The sequence below is a fragment of the Pseudarthrobacter sulfonivorans genome, from assembly GCF_024391045.1.
GTDB classification, from domain to species: domain Bacteria; phylum Actinomycetota; class Actinomycetes; order Actinomycetales; family Micrococcaceae; genus Arthrobacter; species Arthrobacter sulfonivorans_B.
This window is the reverse complement of the sequence record NZ_JANFCZ010000021.1, coordinates 59,589-80,729: the sequence shown is the minus strand read 5'-3', so window position 1 is coordinate 80,729 and position 21,141 is coordinate 59,589. Positions and strand designations below refer to the sequence as shown.

Sequence of the window (21,141 nt, the reverse complement as noted above, 5' to 3'; positions counted from 1 at the left end):
TGGTGATCGGCAGTGACAGCCGCGGCAACGCCCGCGATCAGGCAGCCCACACCGCGGCCACCGGCGAGTCCCAGGACCACCGCTCCGACGCACTGATGCTGGTCCACGTCCCCGCCGACCGCCGCGCCCTCTATGTCATCTCCATCATGCGCGACCTGTGGGTGGACATCCCCGGGTACGGTGGCTCGAAGATCAACGCCGGCCTGGAACTCGGCGGCATCGACCTGACCACACGGACGGTGGAGTCGCTGCTCGGAACCCACATTGACCACACCCTGATGCTGGACTTCAACGGTTTCCGGGCACTCACGGACGGGCTGGGAGGAATCGACGTGAATGTGCCGTTCGCGTTCCAGGCCACGTTCGACACTGAGCACGTGTTCACCCAAGGCATGAACCACCTCGACGGCCAGGCCGCGCTGGAGTTCACCCGCGAGCGCTACGCCTTCGCGGACGGCGACTTCCAGCGGGTCCAGGACCAGCGGATCATGCTGCGCGCGCTCCTGGCCAGGCTGACGGCAGGCGGCGCGCTGAACGACGTGACGGCCGTCCGCTCCGTGGTGCAGTTCGCCGCGTGCTGCCTCACCGTGGACAAGGGCTTCGACCCCGTCCAGGCCGCCATCCTCGCCTACAGCCTGCGCAACCTCGACGTCAACGCGATCGGCACCATGACGCTGCCCACCGCCGGCACGGGCATGGTGGCCGGGCAGTCCGTGGTGTTCCCGGATTATGGCGGCATCAATGCCGTGGCCGCCGCGCTGCGGGAGGGCAGGATCGGCCAGTACGCCGTGCCGTAGGCGGGTTTCCCCGGTTGCTCTATCACATTTGGTCGCTTCGCCCCCGGTTTGGCGACCGGAAGTGATAGAGCAACTCGGGTGGGCGCAGCCGCCCAGAAGTTCACCCCGGCGCGCCCTGCCGTTAACTGCCCTGCGCCGGCCGGTTCATGGCCACGCGCAACGGTGGAGGCATGACTGAACTTTCACGCCGCACCATCGTCAAGGGGTCCGTCCTCGCGGCCGCACTGGCTGCCGCACCCACCGCAGCCCAGGCCGCCGCACTTACCAGCCCCGCGCCGTCGGGCATTCCGCTGGTCCGCAACCGGCTCACCCTCCCCAGCGGGATCGCCACCGGCGACGTCACCGCCGATTCCGCCGTGCTCTGGTCGCGCGCCTCGGGTCCCGGCAGGATGCTGGCCACCCTCCGGGCCGTGGACGACGGCGGCGCCGTATTGAGCGGGCGGGGCGCCTTTGAGCGGACCCTCCGTGGTCCCTGCGCCACCCAGGCCTCCGACTTCACCGCCAAGATCCATGCCGGCCACCTGCCCGCCAACACCCGGTTCGCCCTGGAAATCAGCTTCGAGGACGAGGACGGCGCCGCGGGCGAAACAATCAACGGCACCTTCCGCACCGCACCGGACATGGGGACCTTCAAGAGCGGCACCAACGGCAAGGGCGGCACCAAGGCCGACGGCTCGCCGTCGTCCGTCCAGAGTTTCGTCTGGACCGGCGATACCGCAGGCCAGGGCTGGGGCATCAACGAGGAACTCGGCGGGATGCGCGGCTACCGGGCCATGCACAACACCCGGCCCGACTTCTTCATCCACTCCGGCGACACCATTTACGCCGACGGCCCCATCGCCGCTTCTGTGGTGGAACCGGACGGCCAGGTCTGGCGCAACGTGATCACCGAAGAAGTGTCCAAAGTGGCCGAAACCCTCACCGAATTCCGCGGCCGGCACCGCTACAACTCGCTGGACGCCAACATGCGGGCCATGTTCGCGGACGTCCCCGTGATCGCCCAGTGGGACGACCACGAAACCCACAACAACTGGTACCCGGGACAGATCATCGACGACGCCCGCTACACCGTGCGCGACGTCAACACCCTCGCCGCCCGCGGCCGGCAGGCGTGGCAGGAGAACATGCCCATCGCGGACAGTTCGGCCCTGTGGCGGCCGGGAACGTTCGACGACGGCGGACAGTACCAGCCGGCGCGCATCTACCGGAAAATCACCCGCGGCCCGCAGCTGGACATCTTCTGCCTGGACATGCGCACATTCAAGTCCCCCAATACGGACGGGAAAGAAGCGTACGCCACGTCCATCCTGGGCCAGGAGCAGGTGGACTGGCTGATCAGCGAAGTGTCGAAGTCCAAGGCGACCTGGAAGGTCATCGCGGCCGACCTGCCGCTGGGCATCGTGGTCCCGGACGGCCCGGTGAACGAGGAGAGCGTCTCCAACCGCGATCCCGGCGCACCGCTGGGCCGTGAACTGGAGATCGCCGGCGTCCTCAGCGCGTTCAAGCGCAACCGGGTGAAGAACGTGGTGTGGCTGACCGCCGACGTGCATTACTGCGCCGCCCACCACTACTCCCCCGAACGCGCGGCCTTCACGGACTTCGACCCGTTCTGGGAGTTTGTGGCCGGTCCCATCGCCGCCGGCTCGTTCGGGCCCAACGCCATGGACGCCACGTTCGGGCCGGAAGTGGTGTTCGCCAAGGCCGGACGGACCGTGAACCAGTCCCCGCGCGACGGCGAAAGCCAGTTCTTCGGGCACGTCCAGCTGGGTGAGGACAACACTTTCACTGCCAGCCTCCGTGACGCCAACGGCACGACGGTATTTTCGAAGGTGCTGACCCCGGAGCGGTAGCGGGAACAGAGACGGCCCCCGGCGTGAGCCGTGGGCCGTCGTGATCAGCTCCGGGTGGGGTCCGGGTGCAGGGGCGTGGGCCCCGGATCCGGGATGGGCAGCGGGCCGGGCGGTTCCGGCGTCGGAACGGGGCTGGGCCTGGCTGGTCCCGGGTGGCCGGGCTGCGTGGGATCCGGTGTCAGCGGGTCCGGCCCTGGCTCCGGCGGAAACGGCTCGGGTTCGTGCACTGGCGGGATGGTCATTAAGCTTCCCCTCTCACGCTGGGCGGATGCGCCTTTGCGTGATCAGGATACGCCCGCCCGCGCTTCCCCTCTACGGCCGGGACCCTCTCTCAGTACCTGCACCCTTTTTGGCAACGCTCTCGCGGTCACGCGGGTGCGGCGCAACTCGCGCGGTGCGCGTGCAACTCAGGCGGGGCGGCGGAGGTGGTTCGGTTGGTAACCGGACTCCGGGTCCAGGCGGTTGGCGTCGTGCATTACGGGAACGGCGAAGGTCACCACCAAACGGGGCTGGGCGGCTTCGGTGGAGCGAATGGTCAGGCTCCTGGTGCCGGGCGGCACGGATGGGGTGAACACCTGCAGGTTCCGCGAGCCCAAACTCGCTGAATCCCGGAGCGTGTATTCCGTGCCCCAATGATCCTCGATGGCGATCTCCGGGACGGCTTTGCCCGCAGCGGATTCGACATGGAGGTTGACCACTAGGCACGTACTCCAGATCTCCACGGACAGCACCGTGAAGTCTGCGGCCCCGGTCGTGTGCAGCCCAAATGTGGGCGGCAACAGCACCTTACGGAGGGTGCCTCTCGGTATCAGGTTTCTCATCATCGACCCCAATTAACAAAGTGTGCTTTCTATTACTGCGCGGTAATGAAGCCCTGTCAAGAGTGTGGCCCGATGCTTTGTGGCAAGCCACATTGGGCGTTATCCGGACACGAAATTGGGTACGCCCCAAGTACGGTTCTGCACCGGCAAAAAACGTACGGCGATGGGGTGGTGGGTCTTGGAAAGAAGCGGCCTGACGCAGGCAGTCCGGGAGGCCGGGGCGGTGGAGCTCGTTCTGGTCCGGCATGGCGAGAGCGAAGGCAACGTGGCGGCCACCCAGGCCAGCCGGGCCGGTATCGATGTGATCGATGTGCCGGCCCGTGATGCGGATGTGCTCCTCTCCCCGACCGGGCAGGACCAGGCCCGCGCGCTCGGCAAGGCGCTGGCTTCGATCGCGGAGGAGCGGCGGCCGGACGCTGTGGTGTCCTCCCCCTATGCCCGGGCGCATCAGACGGCGCAGATTGCCGTGGAAATCGCGGGCTGGCCCGTCAAGGTCCGGACCGACGAGCGCCTCCGCGACCGTGAGCTCGGCATCCTGGACATGCTCACCAGCCAGGGTGTGGACCGCTGGCACCCGGACGAAGCCGAGCGGCGGCGGTGGCTGGGCAAGTTCTACTACCGGCCGCCCGGCGGCGAGTCCTGGGCCGACGTTGTGCTGCGGCTGCGCTCCGTCCTTGGCGAGCTGAACAACGGCGACGGCGGACACCGGGTGATGCTGGTCTGCCATGACGCCCTGATCCTGCTCATCCGGTACATCCTGGAGGGGATGACCGAAGCCGAACTCCTGGACCTTGCCGCCAGCACCCCGGTTCTCAACGCGTCCATCACCCGCTATGTGCGCCCCGAAGGACAGGGGCCCTGGACGCTGGAAAGCTTCAACGTGGCCGATCACCTCACCGCCCAGGGCGTCAAGGTCACCGAACACGGAGGGGACGCCAATGTCCACCCCCGGTGACGGTTTCGAGCTGCACGGAGCCTCAGGTGACGGTTCGCGGGCGACTCCCGTGACGCCGTCGTTATTGCGCGGCTGGCCGCTGCCGTCCGCCGGGGAGGACAAATACTCCCGCGGCGCGGTGATGGTGATCGGCGGCGCCCGGGCCACGCCGGGCGCCGCCATGCTGGCGGGGATCGCTGCGCTCCGGGCCGGCGCCGGCAGGCTCACCCTGGCCGTCGCCGAATCTGTTGCCCCGCAGCTGGCCGTCGGTTTCCCGGAGGCCGGCGTCATAGGGCTTCCGGAAACCCCGGACGGTTCCGTTCGCGGCTCCGGGCTGGACGCCATCCAGGGGAATCTTGAGAACGCGGACGCGCTTCTGGTGGGGCCGGGGCTGGATGATGCGGACCGCGCGGAAGACCTGCTGAGGGCCCTGTTGGAAATTGACGACGACGGCGGCAGCACCGGCGCGGGCTCCGGAACCGGCGGTGCAACCATCATTCTGGACGCGTACGCGCTGGGTTGTTTGCCCCGGCTGAAGGACGCGCTGGCTCCGTGGCATGGCCGGCTGATTCTCACCCCGAATCCGCGCGAGGCGAAGATCCTGCTGGGCCGGGAGATGGACCACCTGGAATCCGCCATCCGCGACATTGCCGGGCAGTACCAGGCGGTGGTCAGCTGCCAGGGCTTCATCGCCCGGCCACCCGATCTCGCGGCTCCCGAACGTCCCGACCTCTGGGAAATCACCACCGGCCACGGCGGCCTGGGCACGTCCGGCAGCGGCGACGTCCTGGCCGGTGCCATCGCGGGCCTTCGCGCCCGGGGAGCCAGCGACGCCCAGGCAGCATGCTGGGGAACACACCTCCACGCAGCCGCCGCCGACCGGCTCGCCAGCCGCCTGGGGCCTCTGGGGTTCCTTGCCCGGGAACTGACCGACGAACTGCCGGCGCTGATGGTGGAGCTGGCTTCCTGAATCCACGCCGCTCGTAGGACCAGCTCGTAGGACCAGCTCATAGGGATGGCCCCCGGCGAGGCCGGAGGCCACCTTATCGGGAGGGTCACCCGCAGACTGCCGATGCGCTATCTGGCGCTGTGGCGTGCCCAAACGGCTATTCGCCCTAAGAGGCAGATGAAAAAGAACGCGTCCGGATCCTCCCGGTACTGCCGTTTTAGCACCGGGAGGACCACCATTCAAGGGGTCCCCGCCGGTAACTTCCAGCCCGCCGGACGCTCCCGTTCCGGGCCACCCCGTTGATCTATCACATTTGGTCGCCATTCCGCCGGTTTGGGGACCATAAGTGATAGAGCAACTGGGGGTGGGAGGGGCGGCGCTACCCCGGTAGCGAACGGGCGTGCCCTTTGTCAGCGGGGGTATCTATATTGAAGGCATGACCCAGACGCCGTTGCAGGATTCCGCCAACCCTTCCCCCCTTCCGGCCAACCCCGTTCCGGCCAACACCGCTGCTTCCGTCACGCCGCCGGTCGCCAAGAAGGTCCCCCACGAGCGGACCCACCACGGGGATACCTTCGTGGACAACTACGAGTGGCTGCGCGAGAAGGAGTCCGCCGAGGTGGTTGCGCACCTGAAGGCCGAGAATGCTTATCAGGAGGCCGTCACCGCGCACCAGGAGCCGCTGCGCGAGGCCATCTTCCAGGAAATCAAGGGTCGCACGCAGGAGACAGACTTGTCTGTCCCCAACCGCAAGGACGGCTGGTGGTACTTCAGCCGCTCGGTGGAGGGCAAGGAGTACGGCATCCAGTGCCGCGTCCGCGCGCAGGACACCGGGAACCCCGTGGCGGACTGGACTCCCCCGGCGGTGGAGGCCGGCGTCGACATCCAGGGCGAGGAGGTCCTGCTGGACGGCAACGTGGAGGCCGAGGGCAAGCCGTTCTTCTCCGTGGGCGGCTCCGCCGTGACGGTGGACGGGAACCTCTTCGCCTATGCCGTGGACAACTCCGGCGATGAACGCTTCACCCTGCACATCAAGGACCTGCGCACCGGTGAACTCCTGCCGGACGTCATCGAGAACATCTTCTACGGCGTCAGCTTCTCCCCTGACGGCACGCGGATCTTCTATACCGTGGTGGACGATTCGTGGCGCCCCTACCAGGTCAAGTCCCACGTCCTGGGCACCCCCGTCACCGACGACGAGGTGATTTACCAGGAGGACGACGTCGCCATGTGGCTGGGCTTTGAGCTCTCGTCCGACAGGCGTCATCTCGTGCTGGGCATCGGCTGCTCCGAGTACAGCGAGACGCGGCTGCTGCGTTTTGATGATCCGACGGCGGCACTGACCACCGTGATTTCCCGCGACGAGCGCGTGCTTTACGAGGCTGAACCTTTCCTCCTCGAGGGCCCCGGCGGCGAAAAGTCGGAGCGCATCCTCATCACGCACAACCGCGACGCCGTCAACTCCATGGTCTCCCTCATTGACCCGGCCGAGCTCACCAAACCGCTGGCCGAGCAGCACTGGAGCACCGTCGTCGGGCATTCCGACGACGTCCGCGTCAACGGTGCGGGCGTCACCTCCACGCACCTGATCGTGTCCGTCCGCAAGGACACCATCGAGCGGGTCCAGGTGATGGGGCTCGCCGGGCTGGGAACCCCGGCGCAGGAGGCACCCGTGGAGCCGGCCTTCGACGAGGAGCTGTACACGGCCGGCGTCGGCGGCTCGGACTACGAGGCACCGGTGATCCGGCTGGGCTACACGTCCTACTTCACGCCGTCGCGCGTCTACGACTTTGTCCTGCCCACCCCGGCACAGCCCGCCGGTGAGCTGCTGCTCCGCAAGGAAAGCCCGGTGATGGGCGGCTACTCCGCCGCCGACTACGTGGCCACCCGGGAATGGGCAGACGCCGAGGACGGCACCCGGATCCCGCTCTCCGTACTGCGCCACAAGAGCATCAAACAGGATTCGACGGCGGCGGGCCTGGTGTACGGGTACGGCTCCTATGAGATGAGCATGGACCCCGGATTCGGCATCGCGCGGCTGTCCCTGCTGGACCGCGGCGTGGTGTTCGTGATCGCGCACATCCGTGGCGGCGGCGAGCTGGGACGCCACTGGTACGAGGACGGCAAGAAGCTCACCAAGAAGAACACGTTCACGGACTTCATGGCCGCCACCGACTGGCTGGCGGCCTCGGGCTGGGTGGACCCGGCCCGGATTGCGGCCCTGGGCGGCTCCGCCGGCGGGCTGCTGATGGGTGCCGTGGCCAACCTGGCCCCGGAAAAGTACGCCGCGGTAGTGGCGCAGGTTCCGTTCGTGGACCCGCTGACGAGCATCCTGGATCCCGAGCTCCCGCTGTCCGCCCTCGAATGGGAGGAATGGGGCAACCCCATCACCGACCCTGAGGTGTACGCCTACATGAATTCCTACTCGCCGTACGAGAATGTGCGGGAGGTGGCCTACCCCAAGATCGCCGCGGTGACCTCCTTCAACGACACCCGAGTGCTCTACGTGGAGCCCGCCAAGTGGGTCCAGGAACTGCGGAACAAGACCACCGGCACCGAGCCCATCGTGATGAAAATCGAGATGGACGGCGGCCACGGCGGCGCCTCGGGCCGGTACGTCCAGTGGCGCGAACGTGCATGGGATTACGCGTTCATCGCCGACTCCCTCGGCGCCACGGAACTGCTCCCGGGGGCGGGCCTGAAATAGACCCCCGCATTGGCGGGGCCGGCGGAGATCAACCGGTGACTTGGAAGCCAGCCAGGCCTACCATGGTCTGATGCAGTGCTGTCCGCTGGGGGCAGATCAACCCGCGCCGGACGTGAGGTGACGTGAGCATGGTTCCCCAGCAGCTGATGACGGGACTCTGGCGGGAATTCCGGGGGAAGGCGCGGCACGGTGCCGTTGCCCTGGCGGCCACAGCGGCCCTCCTTGCCGGGCTCACGGGGGCGTGGGGGCCCGACGGCGGGACGTACCGTCCGGACGGGAAAACCGGCAGCACCGAAGCGGCCCTGCGAATCGTCCCTGCCGGCTGGGAACGGCCGGCACGGCGGTGGGCGTTCCCCTTCGACCCGCCTGCCGCCCCTCAGGGGGACGGCAACCAGGCCCTGGCCGTGAACACCACCGATGACTCGCTGACCTACAGCGCGGAGTTCGATTTGGTCTGGGCCGACGACGGCAAGCCCATCGCCACGCGGAACGAAGCGTACGCGTTTGCCAACTGCGCCGGCTGCACGGCGGTGGCGGTGGGGTTCCAGGTGGTACTGGTTGAGCACCAACCCGATGTCATCGCTCCGGAGAACCACTCCGCTGCCGTTAACTACAACTGCGTGGAATGCCACACGCATGCGCTGGCCAGCCAACTGGTTCTGACCGTGGGCTGCGGGCTGAGCGATGCCACGATGGAGCAACTGTCAGCGCTGTGGGACGAAATCGACGAGTATGGCAAGAACCTTGAGGACGTGCCGCTTTCCGGTATCCAGGCCCGGCTGGAGGCGTACAAGGCGCAGATCATCGCCATCGTCCACGCCGACCCGAAGGCCACCGGGCACGGCGGCACAACGTCCACGGAAACCGGCACCGGGAAGTTCCCCATCACCTGACAGACTGTCAGTGTGGCAAAGGGAACGCATCGCATCTTTCCGGTCGCGGCGCCCGGGGCGGGCTCCTCTCTGACTGCGCTGCCCAAAACCGCCCCGCTGACGCTCGGCCGTGCCCGGACCACGGCCGGTTTCATTCTCGCCGTGCTCCTGCCGGCACTCGCCACGCTGGTGCTTTCCCTTGCACCGGACCTGAACCTGGCCACGCATGTGCTGGTTCATCTGACCGGCGTGATGGCGGTGGCTTTCCTCGGCGGGCTGTGGCCGGCGGTAGTGGCTGCGCTATTGGACTCCCTGCTGCTCAACTACTTCGAGACGGATCCGGTGGGCACGTTCAGTGTCAAGGATCCGCAGAACATTTTCGCCCTGCTGGTCTTCCTTGGCTCCGCCGTTGCCGTGTCCCTGCTGGTGGGGCTCTCGGCCCGGCGCGCCCGCGAGGCCGCCCGTGCACGATCCGAGGCAGCGACCCTGGCGGGCCTGGCCCGGGATGCCCTGATCGAGGATGACACGGTGGCGGCCTTTCTGAACAAGGTCCGGAAGACCTTCCAAGTCCAATCCGCGGGGCTGTATACCCGGCCCGCGGATACCCGGCCCGCGGATACCCGGGACGCTGAGACCCGGGGCGCTGATGCCGGGCAGACGGCCACCGGCGGGGGCTGGGCGCTTCAGGCCTATTCCGGCCAGTCCCCGCCTCCGTCCCCCGGGCCGGACCAGCCCGTTGACGGCGCCGTTGAAATTGCGGACCCGACGACGGCGCTGGTGGTCTCCGGCAGGGATCTGACGGCGGGCGAGCGGCGGCTGCTGACTGCCTATGGATCCCACCTGCTCCTGCTGCGCCAGCGTCAGTCGCTCCAGCTCAAGCTGAGCGAGACGGCAAAGCTTGCTGAGGGCAACAGCATCCGGACATCCATCCTGCGCGCCGTCAGCCACGATCTGCGGACACCCCTGGCAGGAATCAAACTTGCCGTCACGGCCCTGCGGCGCCAGAACCAGCGGCTCCCGGAGGAGGTCCGGGCCGAAATGCTCGAAACCATCGAGTCCTATTCAGACCGTTTGGAGTCCCTGGTGGGCAACCTCCTGGACATGTCCCGGATTTCGAGCGGATCCGCGGCACCGCTCACCGCCCCCGTGACCTGGCGCGATGCCATCGAAGACGCGCTGCGGGGAATGCCCGGTGGTGCCATCGGGATCGAGCTCGCCCCGAACCTGCCCCTCATCGACGCCGACCTGGGAATGCTGGAGCGGGTCATCGCCAACATCGCGGAGAACGCCTTGAAATACGCGCCCGGCTCCGACGTGGCCATCGTGGGCCCCGACGGCGGATCGGCGATTGCCGCCGTCAACGGCCGTCCCTGCGGGGAACTGCGGATTGTGGACCACGGCCAAGGAGTTCCCGCCGCGAATGTCATCACCATGTTCGAGCCCTTTCAGCGCCTCGACGACGCCCCCGACGGCCTCGGAATTGGCCTGGGACTGGCCGTCGCCAAGGGTTTCACCGAGGCAATGGGCGGCCAACTGTCCGCCGAACCTACGCCCGGAGGTGGCCTAACCATGGTCATCCGGCTCCCGCTCTCCACAGGACCCGACGACCAGCGCTCCACGAAGGACGGCGGACGGTGAGGACAGTGCTCGTCGTCGACGATGAACCCCAACTCCTGCGCGCACTGCAGGTGAATCTGCATGCGGAGGGCTATACGGTCCTCACAGCACTGGACGGGGCCGCAGCCCTCCTGCATGCCGAAAACAGCCACCCGGACATCATCGTGCTGGACCTCGGACTACCGGACATCAACGGCGTGGACGTCATCAAGAGGATCCGCCGGTCCAGCAACACCCCGATCATCGTGCTGTCCGCCCGGCACGGGTCCGCGGACAAGGTCCGTGCCCTCGACGCGGGAGCCGATGACTACGTGACCAAGCCGTTCGGGCTGGACGAACTGCTCGCGCGGCTGCGGGTGGCCGAACGCCGGCTCGGTTCCTCCGACGCAGCAGAACACGGCGGGACCATCGACGTCGGGGACATCCAGGTGGACCTGGCCAGCCAAAAGGTGACCCGGGACGGAGCACCGGTACGGCTTACACCCCGGGAATGGGCCATCCTGCAACTGCTGGTCCGCAACCCGGGACGGCTCATCACGCAGCAGCAGATGCTGACGAAAATCTGGGGCCCGGGCTACGACAACGAAACCCACTACCTGCGGGTCTACATGGGCCAGCTGCGCCGCAAACTGGAGGCCGACCCGGCACGGCCCAGGCACCTTCTCACCGAGGCCGGCATGGGGTACCGCTTCGAGCCGTAAATGATTCGTCAATAATTTCAGTTTTCACGGGGCGGCATTTTCCGCCGGTGTTAGCTTCGGAGTGTGATCGCGGGCGCGCGTTAACGGCCCGGAAAGGACTCCATGACCACGTTGAGCAGGACCCCGACAGACCCGTCGGCCCCGCGTCCGCACGGCAGGACTGCCCTGCGTAACTGGCTGCTTTTCGGCCTGCAGGACAGCAAAGGTACCCACCAGGGCCCCGGCGGCGTCACCACCGCCCACGAGAAGAAACACACCTGGTGGCAGGTCATGTGCCTGACCGGTGTGGACTACTTCTCCACCCTCGGCTACCAGCCCGCGATCGCGGCCCTCGCGGCGGGCGTCATCTCGCCGCTGGCCACCATTGTGCTGGTTCTTGTCACGCTGCTCGGGGCGCTGCCGGTCTACCGGAGGGTGGCCGGGGAAAGCCACCGCGGCGAAGGCTCGATCGCCATGCTGGAACGGCTCCTCCCCCGGTGGGGTGGCAAGCTCTTCGTCCTGGTCCTCCTCGGCTTCGCGGCGACGGACTTCATGATCACCATGACCCTGTCGGCCGCCGACGCGACGGCCCACCTGATCCAAAACCCGCTCGCCCCCGGCTGGCTGGCGGGGCAGAACATCGCCGTCACCCTGTTCCTGCTGGCGCTGCTCGCGGCAGTGTTCCTCCGGGGCTTCAAGGAGGCGATCGGCGTCGCAGTGGTCCTGGTGGTCCTCTATCTGGGACTGAACGCCGTCGTCGTGGTCCTGACGCTGGCGGAGGTGTTCACCCATACCGTTGCCGTGGGCGACTGGTGGCAGGCGCTGACCACCTCACACGGCAACCCGTTCATGGTGATCGGAATCGCGCTGCTCGTCTTCCCGAAACTGGCGCTCGGCCTTTCGGGCTTTGAAACCGGTGTGGCGGTCATGCCGCAAATCCGGGGCGCAGCGACCGACACCGAGGAAAACCCCGCGGGCCGGATCAAGGGTACCCGGCGGCTGCTGACCACGGCCGCGGTGATCATGAGCGCGTTCCTGGTCACCACCTCCTTCATCACCGTGGTGCTGATCCCGCAACAGGAATTCCAGCCCGGCGGCCAGGCCAACGGCCGGGCCCTGGCCTTCTTGGCGCACGAATACCTCGGCGTCGGCTTCGGCACCGTCTACGACATCAGCACCATCGCCATCCTCTGGTTCGCGGGCGCGTCCGCCATGGCGGGGCTGCTGAACCTGGTCCCCCGGTACCTGCCGCGCTACGGCATGGCGCCGGCCTGGGCCAAGGCCGTCCGTCCCCTGGTCCTGGTGTTCACCCTGATCGGGTTCCTCATCACCTTCCTGTTCAAGGCCGACGTCGATGCCCAGGGCGGCGCGTACGCCACCGGCGTGCTGGTGCTGATGACCTCGGCTGCCGTCGCGGTCACCCTCTCGGCCAGGCGCGCCAGGCAGCGCAAACGCAGCGTTGCCTTCGGGATCATCGCGGTGGTGTTCATTTACACCACCGTCGCGAACATTTTCGAACGCCCCGAAGGCATCCGGATCGCCGCCGTCTTCATCGCCGGGATCATCATCATCTCCCTGCTGTCCCGGGTCCGCCGCTCCTTCGAACTGCACGCCACCCACGTGCACATGGACCGGCAGGCTCTCGAGTTCATGTCCGAGGTAGTGGAGGGTCCGCTTGCCATCATTTCGCACGAGCCGCTCCGGACCAGTGCTGCGGCGTACGAAGACAAACTCACCTCGGCGATCGAAGTCAGCCATCTGCCGCTAAACCACCAGGCCCTGTTCCTGGAAGTCATCGTGGACGACTCCTCGGATTTCGAGACCGAACTGCAGGTCCACGGCGTGGAACGGCACGGCTACCGGATCCTGGAAGTCCACGGCCCGGTGGTCCCGAACACCATCGCCTCGGTCCTTATCCACATCAGGGACGTGACCGGGCTGATGCCCCACATCTACTTCCGCTGGACGGAGGGGAACCCGGTGACCAATCTCCTGCGGTTCCTGTTCCTCGGCGAGGGCGAGATCGCTCCCGTCACGCGCGAGGTCCTGCGCGAGGCCGTGCCCGAGGTCACCAACCGCCCCTGGGTGCACGTGGGCTGATCGGAGTTCACCGATGAGCTGGCATGACGTGGACGGCGCCGGCGAGGTCAGGTTCGCCGCCCCGCCGGAGGAAGTGGCGGGTTTCCAGGGCCGCGGCGTGGACGGCGCCGCGTACCTGCCCCGTGACGGCATCGTGTTCGTGGACTCCGCCGGCGACCCGTGGTGGGTCATCTTCCAGGAAACCCCGGGCGTGTACGCCCGCCGGAGCCAGGTCCGCGGGGATGTCCTGGCCTGCAGCGCGGTCCACGACGAACTGGTCCACGTGCGGGTCCTCGCCGCCGACGTGCTCCACGTCGACGCCGATGCCGCCTTCCGGCAGGACTCACCGGTCAGCCTGGAGGACGCCGCGGACGTTGCCGCCCGCATCCCCCGCCGGGGCTGAGGTCAGCTCTGGGCCGCGTCCAGCGGGACCGGAACGATCGGCTGGTCATTCGCCGTCAGGTCGATGCCGAAGTCCTTCGCGAAGACGAGCCGGGTGTTCTTGTAGATGCCGGGCTGGTTCTCGTCCAGTTCGAAGACGCGGGCGCCGCGCAGCCGGTTCCGCTCTGCGCCGTCCAGCCCGTAGGCGCCGAATCCCGACCCGGGACCATAGCCAAGCTGCACGCCGTAGTAGTCACCCACGTAGGTGTTGACGTGGTCGTGCCCCACAAAGTATCCGCGGACGTCCCCGCGCTCCAGGAAGGCGTTGAACAGGCCGGAGTTGAAGGGACCCGGGCACTCGTCCTCGTTGCGTTCGCCGACGATGCTGTGCTTGGCGACGGCGCGTGCGTGGTCGGCGTCGGTACGCGAGTCGATGCTGGCGAACCACATGTTCCGGTGCTCGTGCAGGGCGATGTGGCCCCACATCAGGGAAGGGATCTTCTTTCCGTACTTCTGCTCCGTGGCGATGGACTGGTTCCGGTACCAGGTGACCTGGTCCATGCGTACCCAGTCCCAGTCCGGGTAGCCTTCGAAGTTCTGGCCGTTGATGGCGTCCGGTGCGTACCGGCCGGTGTCGATGAGCCAGAGGCCGAAGGCCGGCTCCTTCGACCGTGAGGACTGGACCAGCAGCTGCGAGTTGGACGTACCTGTCAGTCCCGGCACCGAGTCGGCGTTCACGTTGTGGGCGTAGCTCTGCAGGAACTGAAGCATCTTGGCCTCGGTCATCCCTGTCTTCTGCGCTGAATCCTCGTCGTGGTTGCCGAAGGTCACGGCCCACGGAATCTGGCGGCTCTCCATGGGTTTCACCACCTGGTTGAGGGCCTGCTTGACCTCAAGCTCTGTGTCGCATCCGCCATTGATGACGTCGCCGTTGATCACCACGAAGTCCGGCTTCTCGGCATCCAGGGTCCGGTCCATGAGTTCGATGGTGCGGCGGTCCGTCTGCTCGTCGTCCTGGGTGTCGTTGAACTGCACCACTTTGAACTTGCCGTCCGGGCGGAAGGCAAGGGAGGGCTTCGGCGCCTTCGCTCCCGGCGCAGCCTTGCTGGCGGCCGCAGCCGACACTGTAATTCCCAGCGCGCCCAACGTTCCGGCCGCCGCGAGGGCCGCTCGCCTGCTGAGTGTGGGTTGGTTGATGCGTGAAGTCACTGTTGCCTCTCGTCGCTGTGGCGGCCCCACAGTAGTGCCGCCTTCCGCCGCGACGATAGAGGAGCCAAGCATCCGGTCCCGGAACTGGCAGTGAACGCAAAGTGCGCACGTACAGGAAATAGGCGAGGAATGGGCGCGGCGGCTGCAGGTCCCCCGGGTCGGTTCCCTTATCCGTTAGTTGACGGCCGGTGCCGGGCGCGCCACTCATCCTCGAGGAGCGCGTAGACCAGCTCCGTGGCCCACTCCCCCTTGTAACGCCATTTGTCCACTTGGCGCGATTCCAGGCGCATGCCCAGCCGTTCGCAGAGAGCGGCGGAGGCTGTGTTGAGCGCATCCAGCTTGGCGTCGATCCGATGGAAGCCCAGTTCGTCGAAGCCCAGCCGCAGCAGCGCTTCGGCGGCCTCGGCCGCATACCCATTGCCCCGCGCCGCCGGTGCCAGGCTCCAGCCGATTTCGGCCTGCCCGGTCCCCTCCAGCCACTTGAGCACCACCTCGCCGAGCAGCCCGGGCGAGTCCTGAGCCTCGACAGCCAAAGCCAGCCAGTCGCCTTCCTTTTCGAAGGTGAAGTTGGCGTATTTCCCGACGTACTCCATGGACTGGGTATAGGTCTTGGCTTCCCGGGGCAGGAACCGCGCGGTCTCCGCCAGCGAGTGGTAGGCGTGGAAGGCGTCCAGGTCGCTGGCCTCGAAGCGGCGCAGGATCAGGCGGTCGGTGTGGATGGGCAGTGCGATGTCCGGCATGCGCCGCTTACCCGGCAGGACGTACGACGGCGGCAGTCGCCTCCGCGATGGCCTGCTCCTCGTCGGTGGGCACCACCAAAACAGGAAGTGCCGACTCAGGTGTGGAAATCACGCGCGGTTCCTTGGACCGCTGACTGTTCAGGCCGGCGTCGAGCTCTATCCCCAGCGCACCCAGTTTGTCCGCCACCAGCGCACGGAACTGGTGCGAATTCTCGCCGATGCCCGCGGTGAACACGAGGGCCTTCGCTCCGCCAACCGCCACGTGGTAGCCGCCGATGTACTTGGCCAGCCGATAGGACGCCACCGCCAGCGCCATTTCAGCGCGGGCGTCACCGGCTTGGGCCGCCTCCACCACCGAGCGCATGTCATTGTTCCCGGCGAGGCCCTTCAGCCCGGACTCGCGGTTGAGCATGGCGTCGAGGTCCTCGGGGGTCCAGCCGGCACGGCCCAGGAACACCAGGATGGACGGGTCCAGATCGCCCGAGCGGGTGCCCATCACCAGGCCTTCGAGCGGCGTGAAGCCCATGGACGTGTCCACGGATTTGCCGCCATGGATCGCCGTGACGGAGGCGCCGTTCCCGAGGTGGGCGATGACGCCGTCGAACTCTTCCAATGGCAGATCGAGCAGCGCGGCGGCGCGGTGCGTGACGTACTCGTGGGAGGTGCCGTGGAAGCCGTAGCGGCGGATTCCGTGGTTCGTATAGAGCTCGTCCGGGACCGCGTAGCGCCAGGCGTGCTCGGGCAGGGTGCGGTGGAAGGCGGTATCGAACACGGCCACCTGCGGCAGGTCCGGCCACTTCTTGCTGATGGCGCGGATGCCCAGGACGTTGGCGGGGTTATGCAGCGGTGCCAGCGGGTTCAGCCGCTCGATGGCGCGGGTGATCTCGTTGTCGATCAGCACAGGCTCGGCGAACCGCTCCCCGCCGTGCACCACCCGGTGACCGACGGCTCCCAGTTCCAGGTCGCCGAGCTCCTCATGGATGGCCGCGGCCACCTGCTCCAGCGCTTCCGCGTGATCCCGTGGGCCCTCAATCTGGCCGTCCCCGTCACCGCCGTTGCCCATGCCGATCTTCTCGATCAGCCCCTCGGTCAGCACACTGCCGGCGGCGACATCGCGCACCTGGTACTTGAGCGAGGACGAGCCGGAATTGATGACGAGCACAAGCATGCGGGGCCTCCTGAGCCTTGCTTTGGCGGTTACTGCCACTATATGCAGGCAGGGGGCTTGCCGCCTGCCATTGCACCGGCCGGGCAGCCTGCATAGAGTCGGTGGACACGTTGCACTTCGCAGAGAGGGACTTCCATGCCGAATGACACCACTCAGCCCGACAACACCAGCCCGGACACCACTGGCTCCGGCACAACGGATTCAGCGAACACCGGCGGAACACAGGACCCCACCGGCGTCGAGGGCGCCAACCCGGCCCTCGATGACACCGGCAAGCCCAAAGCAGCCGAGACCGGGGACCCCGCGGAACAGCCCGAGGACCCGCAAAACCTGGACCTCACCCCGGAGGGCCTGTCCGACGAGCCTGCCCAGCAGGAGGACCCGGAAAGCGTCGCCAAGCCTGAGAACAGCTGAAGCCCGCTTTTCCCTCCTCCGCGAGATGGCACTTCACGGCAGTGTTTTCGGGAAACATTGCCGCGAAGTGCCATCTCGCTTCCTACCGGCTTTCCACCGAGATGAGGACCAGCCCCAGGTCGCGGACCTTCGTCAGCACCCCGTAGAGCGCGGCCTGATCCGGCAGATGGCCGCGCATCCGGGTTGTGCCGTCGCCGTCGCTGGTCAGGGTGAGGTCCTCGAACCAGGCCGACCAGCGGGAGCCAAGGTGCCCGCCGACGCGGATCTCGTACTCGACGGGCACCGGCCGCTCCGGCGAGGCAGTCACTGGACCCTCACTTGATCGACAGGGGCCGAGGCCTGCACAGCCGGTGTCCGCAGGCCGCTCCACAGCGAGTACCCCAGGCCGATCAACGCCACGCCGATGGGCAGCGCGAACAGCCTGTCGTTGACCTGCGGCAGCAGCGGGAGCGCCAGGGTGGCCACGGCTCCGACGGCGAGCAGCGCCGCCGCCCACCGGGCCAGCACCTTCGCGCGGAACAGGGCAATGCCAAACAGGAGTCCGCCGCCGAGGAACGTGACGGCGGAGGCCAGGTTCAGCCCGAACATCAGGCCGATATCGCCGGCCACGGGATCGCCCATCACCGTGGCGAAAACGTCGTTGACATAGCCGGGTTCGCTGCGGGCGACGGTTGGCAGGACAACCGCACCGATGACCTCCATGCTCATCATGATGAGGTAGCCCGCACCGAACACGAGGTATCCGATCAGCCCCAGCGCTCCCGCCTGTGCCACCTGCCGCAGGTACATGCCGGTGATGCCGATCAGCGACAGGCCGGCCATGAGTATCTTCAGGCTTTGGCGGACCGTGTACTCCGTGGTGGCGGCGAAGTCTGCGTCCAGGTGGGGATGGTTGATCTGGACGCCGATGAACAGCAGGCCCGCGGCAGCGGCGCTCAGGCCTGCCCAGCGGGTGAGTTTGGTGGTGGTGATGGACATGTCCGGCTCCCTGAATGATGGTCTCCGGCAGCGGGGGCGCTGCCGGCTAACTCCAACGTAGGGAGCGGAGGGGTGAGCGGGCATCACCCCATGATGTGACTGGCAGGGTGAACCTTGCAGGGTGAAGCGGGCCCCTACAGCAGGCCGCTCTCGCGGGCGCGGCGTACGGCCGCCCTGCGGCTGCTCACGCCGAGCTTGGTGAAGATGTGTTTAGTGTGTGTCCGCAACGTGTTGTGCGAAATGAACAGGGCGCGGGCGATTTCCGGCCCGCTCAGCTCGCTGTCGAGGAGCCTGAGGACCTGCAGTTCCCGCTCGCTCAGCGGGTCAACGTCCGACGGCGGTTCCTCCCCCGGGCGTGACGGCACCGAGTGCGGAGGTACAGGCCTCGGTGGTACCGGCTGCGCAGGCGCACCCAGGGCGAGCAGACGCCGTGCGTGGGCGGCAGCACCGCCGTCGTGCGTTGCAGCATTCGATGCCTGACTGACAACGCCGCGCAGCAGATCAAGCAGGGGCGGCCCCTCGTCCAGGAACAGCCGCACGTACTCGTCCGGCTCGGCCGCGCCGGCGAGCGCAGCAGCAAGAGCCTCATGCGCCTGCCGGCCATGCCCGAGAGCGTCATGGCCCAGAGCATCAAGCGCAAGGGCCTGCAGCATGCGGATTTCCACCACGCTGCCCGTACGGCCGGACGCGGCCGCCTCCGCGAGCAACCGGTCCAGCAGGTCAAGGGCAGCCTGGGCGGCGCCGGCATGCGGCCGGTCCTGCTGCGCAATGAGGAGCCGGACCAGGGTGAGGTGGCTGTATTCGTGCAGGTAGTCGGCGCCATCGGAGGCCATCACCCCTGCCGCGCGTGCCCAGGTGGCTGCACCGGCCAGGTCACCCTCGCGTATCAGGACCCTGGCCTTGATCGCCGGGATGGGGCGCACCTCCGGGAAGAAGCCGGGCCGGAAAAGCTGCTCGGCCTGGTCCAGGTACTTGATGGTCTGGCCGGGGTCACCCTCCTCCTGGGCAACCAGGCCCTTCGCGACGAACCACCGGTAGCGGCTTTCGGTCATGGGACCTTTGTCGACGAAGGGCGCGGCCGCCTCGAGGTGCTCAAGTGCACCCCGAAGGTCGCCGGACTGACGGCAGAGCTCACTGAGGGCGACGTGCAGCTCGGCGCTCGCACGCACCATGGCTTCGCCGCGGGCTTCGGCCTGCTGCAGCGCATTTTGGCACAGCCGCCGCGCTTCGCCGGGCCGGCCAGCCACCTGCCACAGGTCCGAAAGGATGACAGTGCTGCTGAGCTCGTCCAGCAGGTTCCCGGCAGCGTGCAGGCTCGCAACGGCCTGGGTGAAGGTCTCCAGCGCACGCCGCACATCGCCTTCCGCCCACGCGGCAAGCCCCAGAAAGGCGGCCGCAGCGCCCCGCGCAAGATGATGGTGCGGTCCCGCCAGTGCCAAGGCGTTCCGGGCGTGCGCCGAGGTGCCGGCCACGTCACCCGCGGCCTGCGCGAGCGACGCCCGGTACGTGGCGATCGTGGCCGGCAGCATCGCGAGCTCCTCGCTGGCTGCCGGGTGCGCCGGTCCGGACTCCCCTGCGGCAGGTGCAGCTTCCGCCAGCGCACGGTCGGCGTCGTCAAGCCGCTGCTGCGCCCCCGCGAGATCGCCGGTAACCATGAGCATTCCGCCATAGAACACACTGAGCACCGGGTTCCTGCGGATGGCGGCATCCGGCAGTTCCTTGAGCCAGCCGAACAGCACAGCATCCTGGCGGTTGCGCCGCAGCACCGGCACGGCCAATTCCACCAGCTGCGCAGCCCGGTCAAAGTCACGGCCGGCGAGCGCGTGCCGGACCGCGTCTTCAGCATGTCCCTGCGACTCGAACCAGACGCTGGCCCGCTGATGGAGCAGGGGAATCCGGCCGGGCTCCTCGCTGAGCAGCCGTCCGCGCAGCACGTCGGCGAATAGATGGTGGTAGCGGTACCACTCGCGCCGGCCGTCCAGCGGGATGACAAAAAGGTTGGCGCGTTCGAGCGACACCAGCATGGCGGACCCGTCGTCCCGGCCGGTCACGGCGTCGCAGAGCGGGCCGGTGTGCCTGGACAAAACCGCCGTGTCGAGGAGGAAACTGCGCACGGCAGCCGGCTGATGCTCCAGGACCTCCTCCACGAGGTAGTCCACGATGTACCGGTCGTTCCCGGCGAAGCGCTCGATGAATCCGGCAGTGTCGTCACGGTCCCGGAGCGACAGCGCGGCCAGCTGGAGCGCGGCAATCCATCCCTCGGTGCGTTGTTCCAAGGTGGACACCTGCCCGGCTGCCAGGCCCAGCCCCTCCACATCGTTGAAAAATGCCGCGGTCTCGTCCGGGGTGAACCTCAGGTCGGCGGCGCGGATTTCCGCCAGATCGCCCCGCACCCGCCACCGCGACAGCGGCAGATCGGGATCCGACCGGGTGCTCAGCACCACGTGCACGTGCGGCGGAAGGTGTTCCACGAAGTAGGTCATGCCGGGACGCAGCGCCTGGCTGTCCACGGCGTGATAGTCGTCCAGCACCAACCAAACGTCCTGCGTCACGGCCGCCAGGTCGTTCACCAGGGAGGCGAGAATGAGCTCCGTGGCCGACGGCGAGGACCCGAGGAGCTCCAGCGCCCCCGCACCGACGCCCGGCAGTACGCCCTGCAAAGACGCGACGACGTAACTCCAGAAGGAGGCGGGCTCACTGTCCGCCGGATCCAGGGAAAGCCACGCAACCCGGCGGTCCTCGCCGGCCAACCAGTCCGCAAGGAGCGCGGTCTTCCCAAACCCCGCGGGCGCGGAAACAAGCGTCAGCCCGCACTCCGCGCCGAGCCGCAGCTTCTCCCGCAGCCGCGGGCGTGCCACAAACCCCCGGCGCGGCGCGGGAACATAAAGCTTCGTGGCAACCAACGATCGCTTCATCCGGTCCCGTTCAACCTAGGCGACGGCGGC

At 67.6% G+C, this 21,141-nt stretch carries 19 protein-coding genes; 11 read left to right on the top strand and 8 right to left on the bottom strand.

Annotated features, from left to right (window positions below; genetic code table 11):
• Together NQJ30_RS14145 and NQJ30_RS14140 are read left to right on the top strand one after the other, a co-directional pair.
• Nucleotides 1–797: LCP family protein (locus tag NQJ30_RS14145; RefSeq protein ID WP_255770592.1), on the top strand; the 797-nt coding region annotated here is incomplete at its 5' end.
• Nucleotides 798–967: 170 nt separating this feature from the next.
• Entirely contained in the window at nucleotides 968–2,647 is a 1,680-nt protein-coding gene (locus NQJ30_RS14140; RefSeq protein WP_255770591.1) for an alkaline phosphatase D family protein, read from the top strand.
• Nucleotides 2,648–2,691: 44 nt separating this feature from the next.
• Here the strand turns inward: NQJ30_RS14140 and NQJ30_RS14135 are convergent, their stop codons facing one another.
• Nucleotides 2,692–2,889, bottom strand: coding sequence for a hypothetical protein (locus tag NQJ30_RS14135; RefSeq protein WP_255770590.1), 198 nt, complete (start codon nucleotides 2,887–2,889; stop codon nucleotides 2,692–2,694).
• Between the two features lie 165 nt (nucleotides 2,890–3,054).
• Complete coding sequence (locus tag NQJ30_RS14130; protein ID WP_255770589.1) at nucleotides 3,055–3,432, bottom strand: hypothetical protein; 378 nt, start codon at nucleotides 3,430–3,432, stop codon at nucleotides 3,055–3,057.
• Nucleotides 3,433–3,631: 199 nt separating this feature from the next.
• Here NQJ30_RS14130 and NQJ30_RS14125 point away from each other — a divergent pair, with 199 nt between their 5' ends.
• From NQJ30_RS14125 to NQJ30_RS14090, 8 genes are all read left to right on the top strand, one after another.
• The gene (locus tag NQJ30_RS14125; protein WP_255770588.1) at nucleotides 3,632–4,423 is read left to right on the top strand and encodes a histidine phosphatase family protein; all 792 of its coding nucleotides are present in this window, start codon (nucleotides 3,632–3,634) and stop codon (nucleotides 4,421–4,423) included.
• On the top strand, nucleotides 4,407–5,372 hold the full coding sequence (locus NQJ30_RS14120) for an NAD(P)H-hydrate dehydratase (protein ID WP_255770587.1): 966 nt from the start codon (nucleotides 4,407–4,409) through the stop codon (nucleotides 5,370–5,372). Before NQJ30_RS14125 ends, NQJ30_RS14120 begins: the two co-directional genes overlap by 17 nt.
• Before the next feature lie 415 nt (nucleotides 5,373–5,787).
• Complete coding sequence (locus NQJ30_RS14115; protein ID WP_255770594.1) at nucleotides 5,788–8,058, top strand: S9 family peptidase; 2,271 nt, start codon at nucleotides 5,788–5,790, stop codon at nucleotides 8,056–8,058.
• 122 nt (nucleotides 8,059–8,180) lie between these two features.
• Entirely contained in the window at nucleotides 8,181–8,951 is a 771-nt protein-coding gene (locus tag NQJ30_RS14110) for a hypothetical protein (RefSeq protein ID WP_255770586.1), read from the top strand.
• 12 nt (nucleotides 8,952–8,963) lie between these two features.
• A complete protein-coding gene (locus tag NQJ30_RS14105) occupies nucleotides 8,964–10,568 on the top strand; it encodes a DUF4118 domain-containing protein (protein WP_255770585.1) in 1,605 nt (534 codons plus the stop codon).
• Nucleotides 10,565–11,248 carry a response regulator gene (locus NQJ30_RS14100; protein ID WP_255770584.1) on the top strand — a complete coding sequence of 228 codons (684 nt, stop codon included), beginning with the start codon at nucleotides 10,565–10,567 and terminating at the stop codon, nucleotides 11,246–11,248. The genes NQJ30_RS14105 and NQJ30_RS14100 overlap by 4 nt, the downstream gene beginning before the upstream one ends.
• 102 nt (nucleotides 11,249–11,350) lie before the next feature.
• Entirely contained in the window at nucleotides 11,351–13,327 is a 1,977-nt protein-coding gene (locus NQJ30_RS14095) for an amino acid transporter (protein WP_255770583.1), read from the top strand.
• A 13-nt stretch (nucleotides 13,328–13,340) separates the two neighbouring features.
• Nucleotides 13,341–13,709 (top strand): hypothetical protein, encoded by a 369-nt coding sequence (locus NQJ30_RS14090; protein WP_255770582.1) that lies wholly within the window; start codon nucleotides 13,341–13,343, stop codon nucleotides 13,707–13,709.
• Nucleotides 13,710–13,711: 2 nt separating this feature from the next.
• On the opposite strand, the gene NQJ30_RS14085 is transcribed toward NQJ30_RS14090, so the two are convergent.
• From NQJ30_RS14085 to NQJ30_RS14075, 3 genes are all read right to left on the bottom strand, one after another.
• A complete protein-coding gene (locus tag NQJ30_RS14085; RefSeq protein WP_255770581.1) occupies nucleotides 13,712–14,896 on the bottom strand; it encodes a metallophosphoesterase family protein in 1,185 nt (394 codons plus the stop codon).
• 167 nt (nucleotides 14,897–15,063) lie between these two features.
• Nucleotides 15,064–15,636: a GNAT family N-acetyltransferase gene (locus NQJ30_RS14080; RefSeq protein WP_255770580.1), complete on the bottom strand. Its 573-nt coding sequence runs from the start codon at nucleotides 15,634–15,636 to the stop codon at nucleotides 15,064–15,066.
• Between the two features lie 7 nt (nucleotides 15,637–15,643).
• On the bottom strand, nucleotides 15,644–16,804 hold the full coding sequence (locus tag NQJ30_RS14075) for an acetate kinase (protein ID WP_255770579.1): 1,161 nt from the start codon (nucleotides 16,802–16,804) through the stop codon (nucleotides 15,644–15,646).
• 135 nt (nucleotides 16,805–16,939) lie between these two features.
• Between NQJ30_RS14075 and NQJ30_RS14070 the strand changes: the two genes are divergently transcribed.
• Nucleotides 16,940–17,218 carry a hypothetical protein gene (locus NQJ30_RS14070; RefSeq protein WP_255770578.1) on the top strand — a complete coding sequence of 93 codons (279 nt, stop codon included), beginning with the start codon at nucleotides 16,940–16,942 and terminating at the stop codon, nucleotides 17,216–17,218.
• 82 nt (nucleotides 17,219–17,300) lie between these two features.
• Here NQJ30_RS14070 and NQJ30_RS14065 read toward each other — a convergent pair whose 3' ends face one another.
• The 3 genes from NQJ30_RS14065 to NQJ30_RS14055 form a co-directional block, all read right to left on the bottom strand.
• Entirely contained in the window at nucleotides 17,301–17,525 is a 225-nt protein-coding gene (locus tag NQJ30_RS14065; RefSeq protein WP_255770577.1) for a hypothetical protein, read from the bottom strand.
• Nucleotides 17,522–18,196, bottom strand: a complete 675-nt coding sequence (locus NQJ30_RS14060; protein WP_255770576.1) for a hypothetical protein — start codon at nucleotides 18,194–18,196, stop codon at nucleotides 17,522–17,524. Before NQJ30_RS14060 ends, NQJ30_RS14065 begins: the two co-directional genes overlap by 4 nt.
• A 134-nt stretch (nucleotides 18,197–18,330) precedes the next feature.
• The gene (locus tag NQJ30_RS14055) at nucleotides 18,331–21,111 is read right to left on the bottom strand and encodes a LuxR C-terminal-related transcriptional regulator (RefSeq protein WP_255770575.1); all 2,781 of its coding nucleotides are present in this window, start codon (nucleotides 21,109–21,111) and stop codon (nucleotides 18,331–18,333) included.
• Between the last annotated feature and the right edge of the window lie 30 nt (nucleotides 21,112–21,141).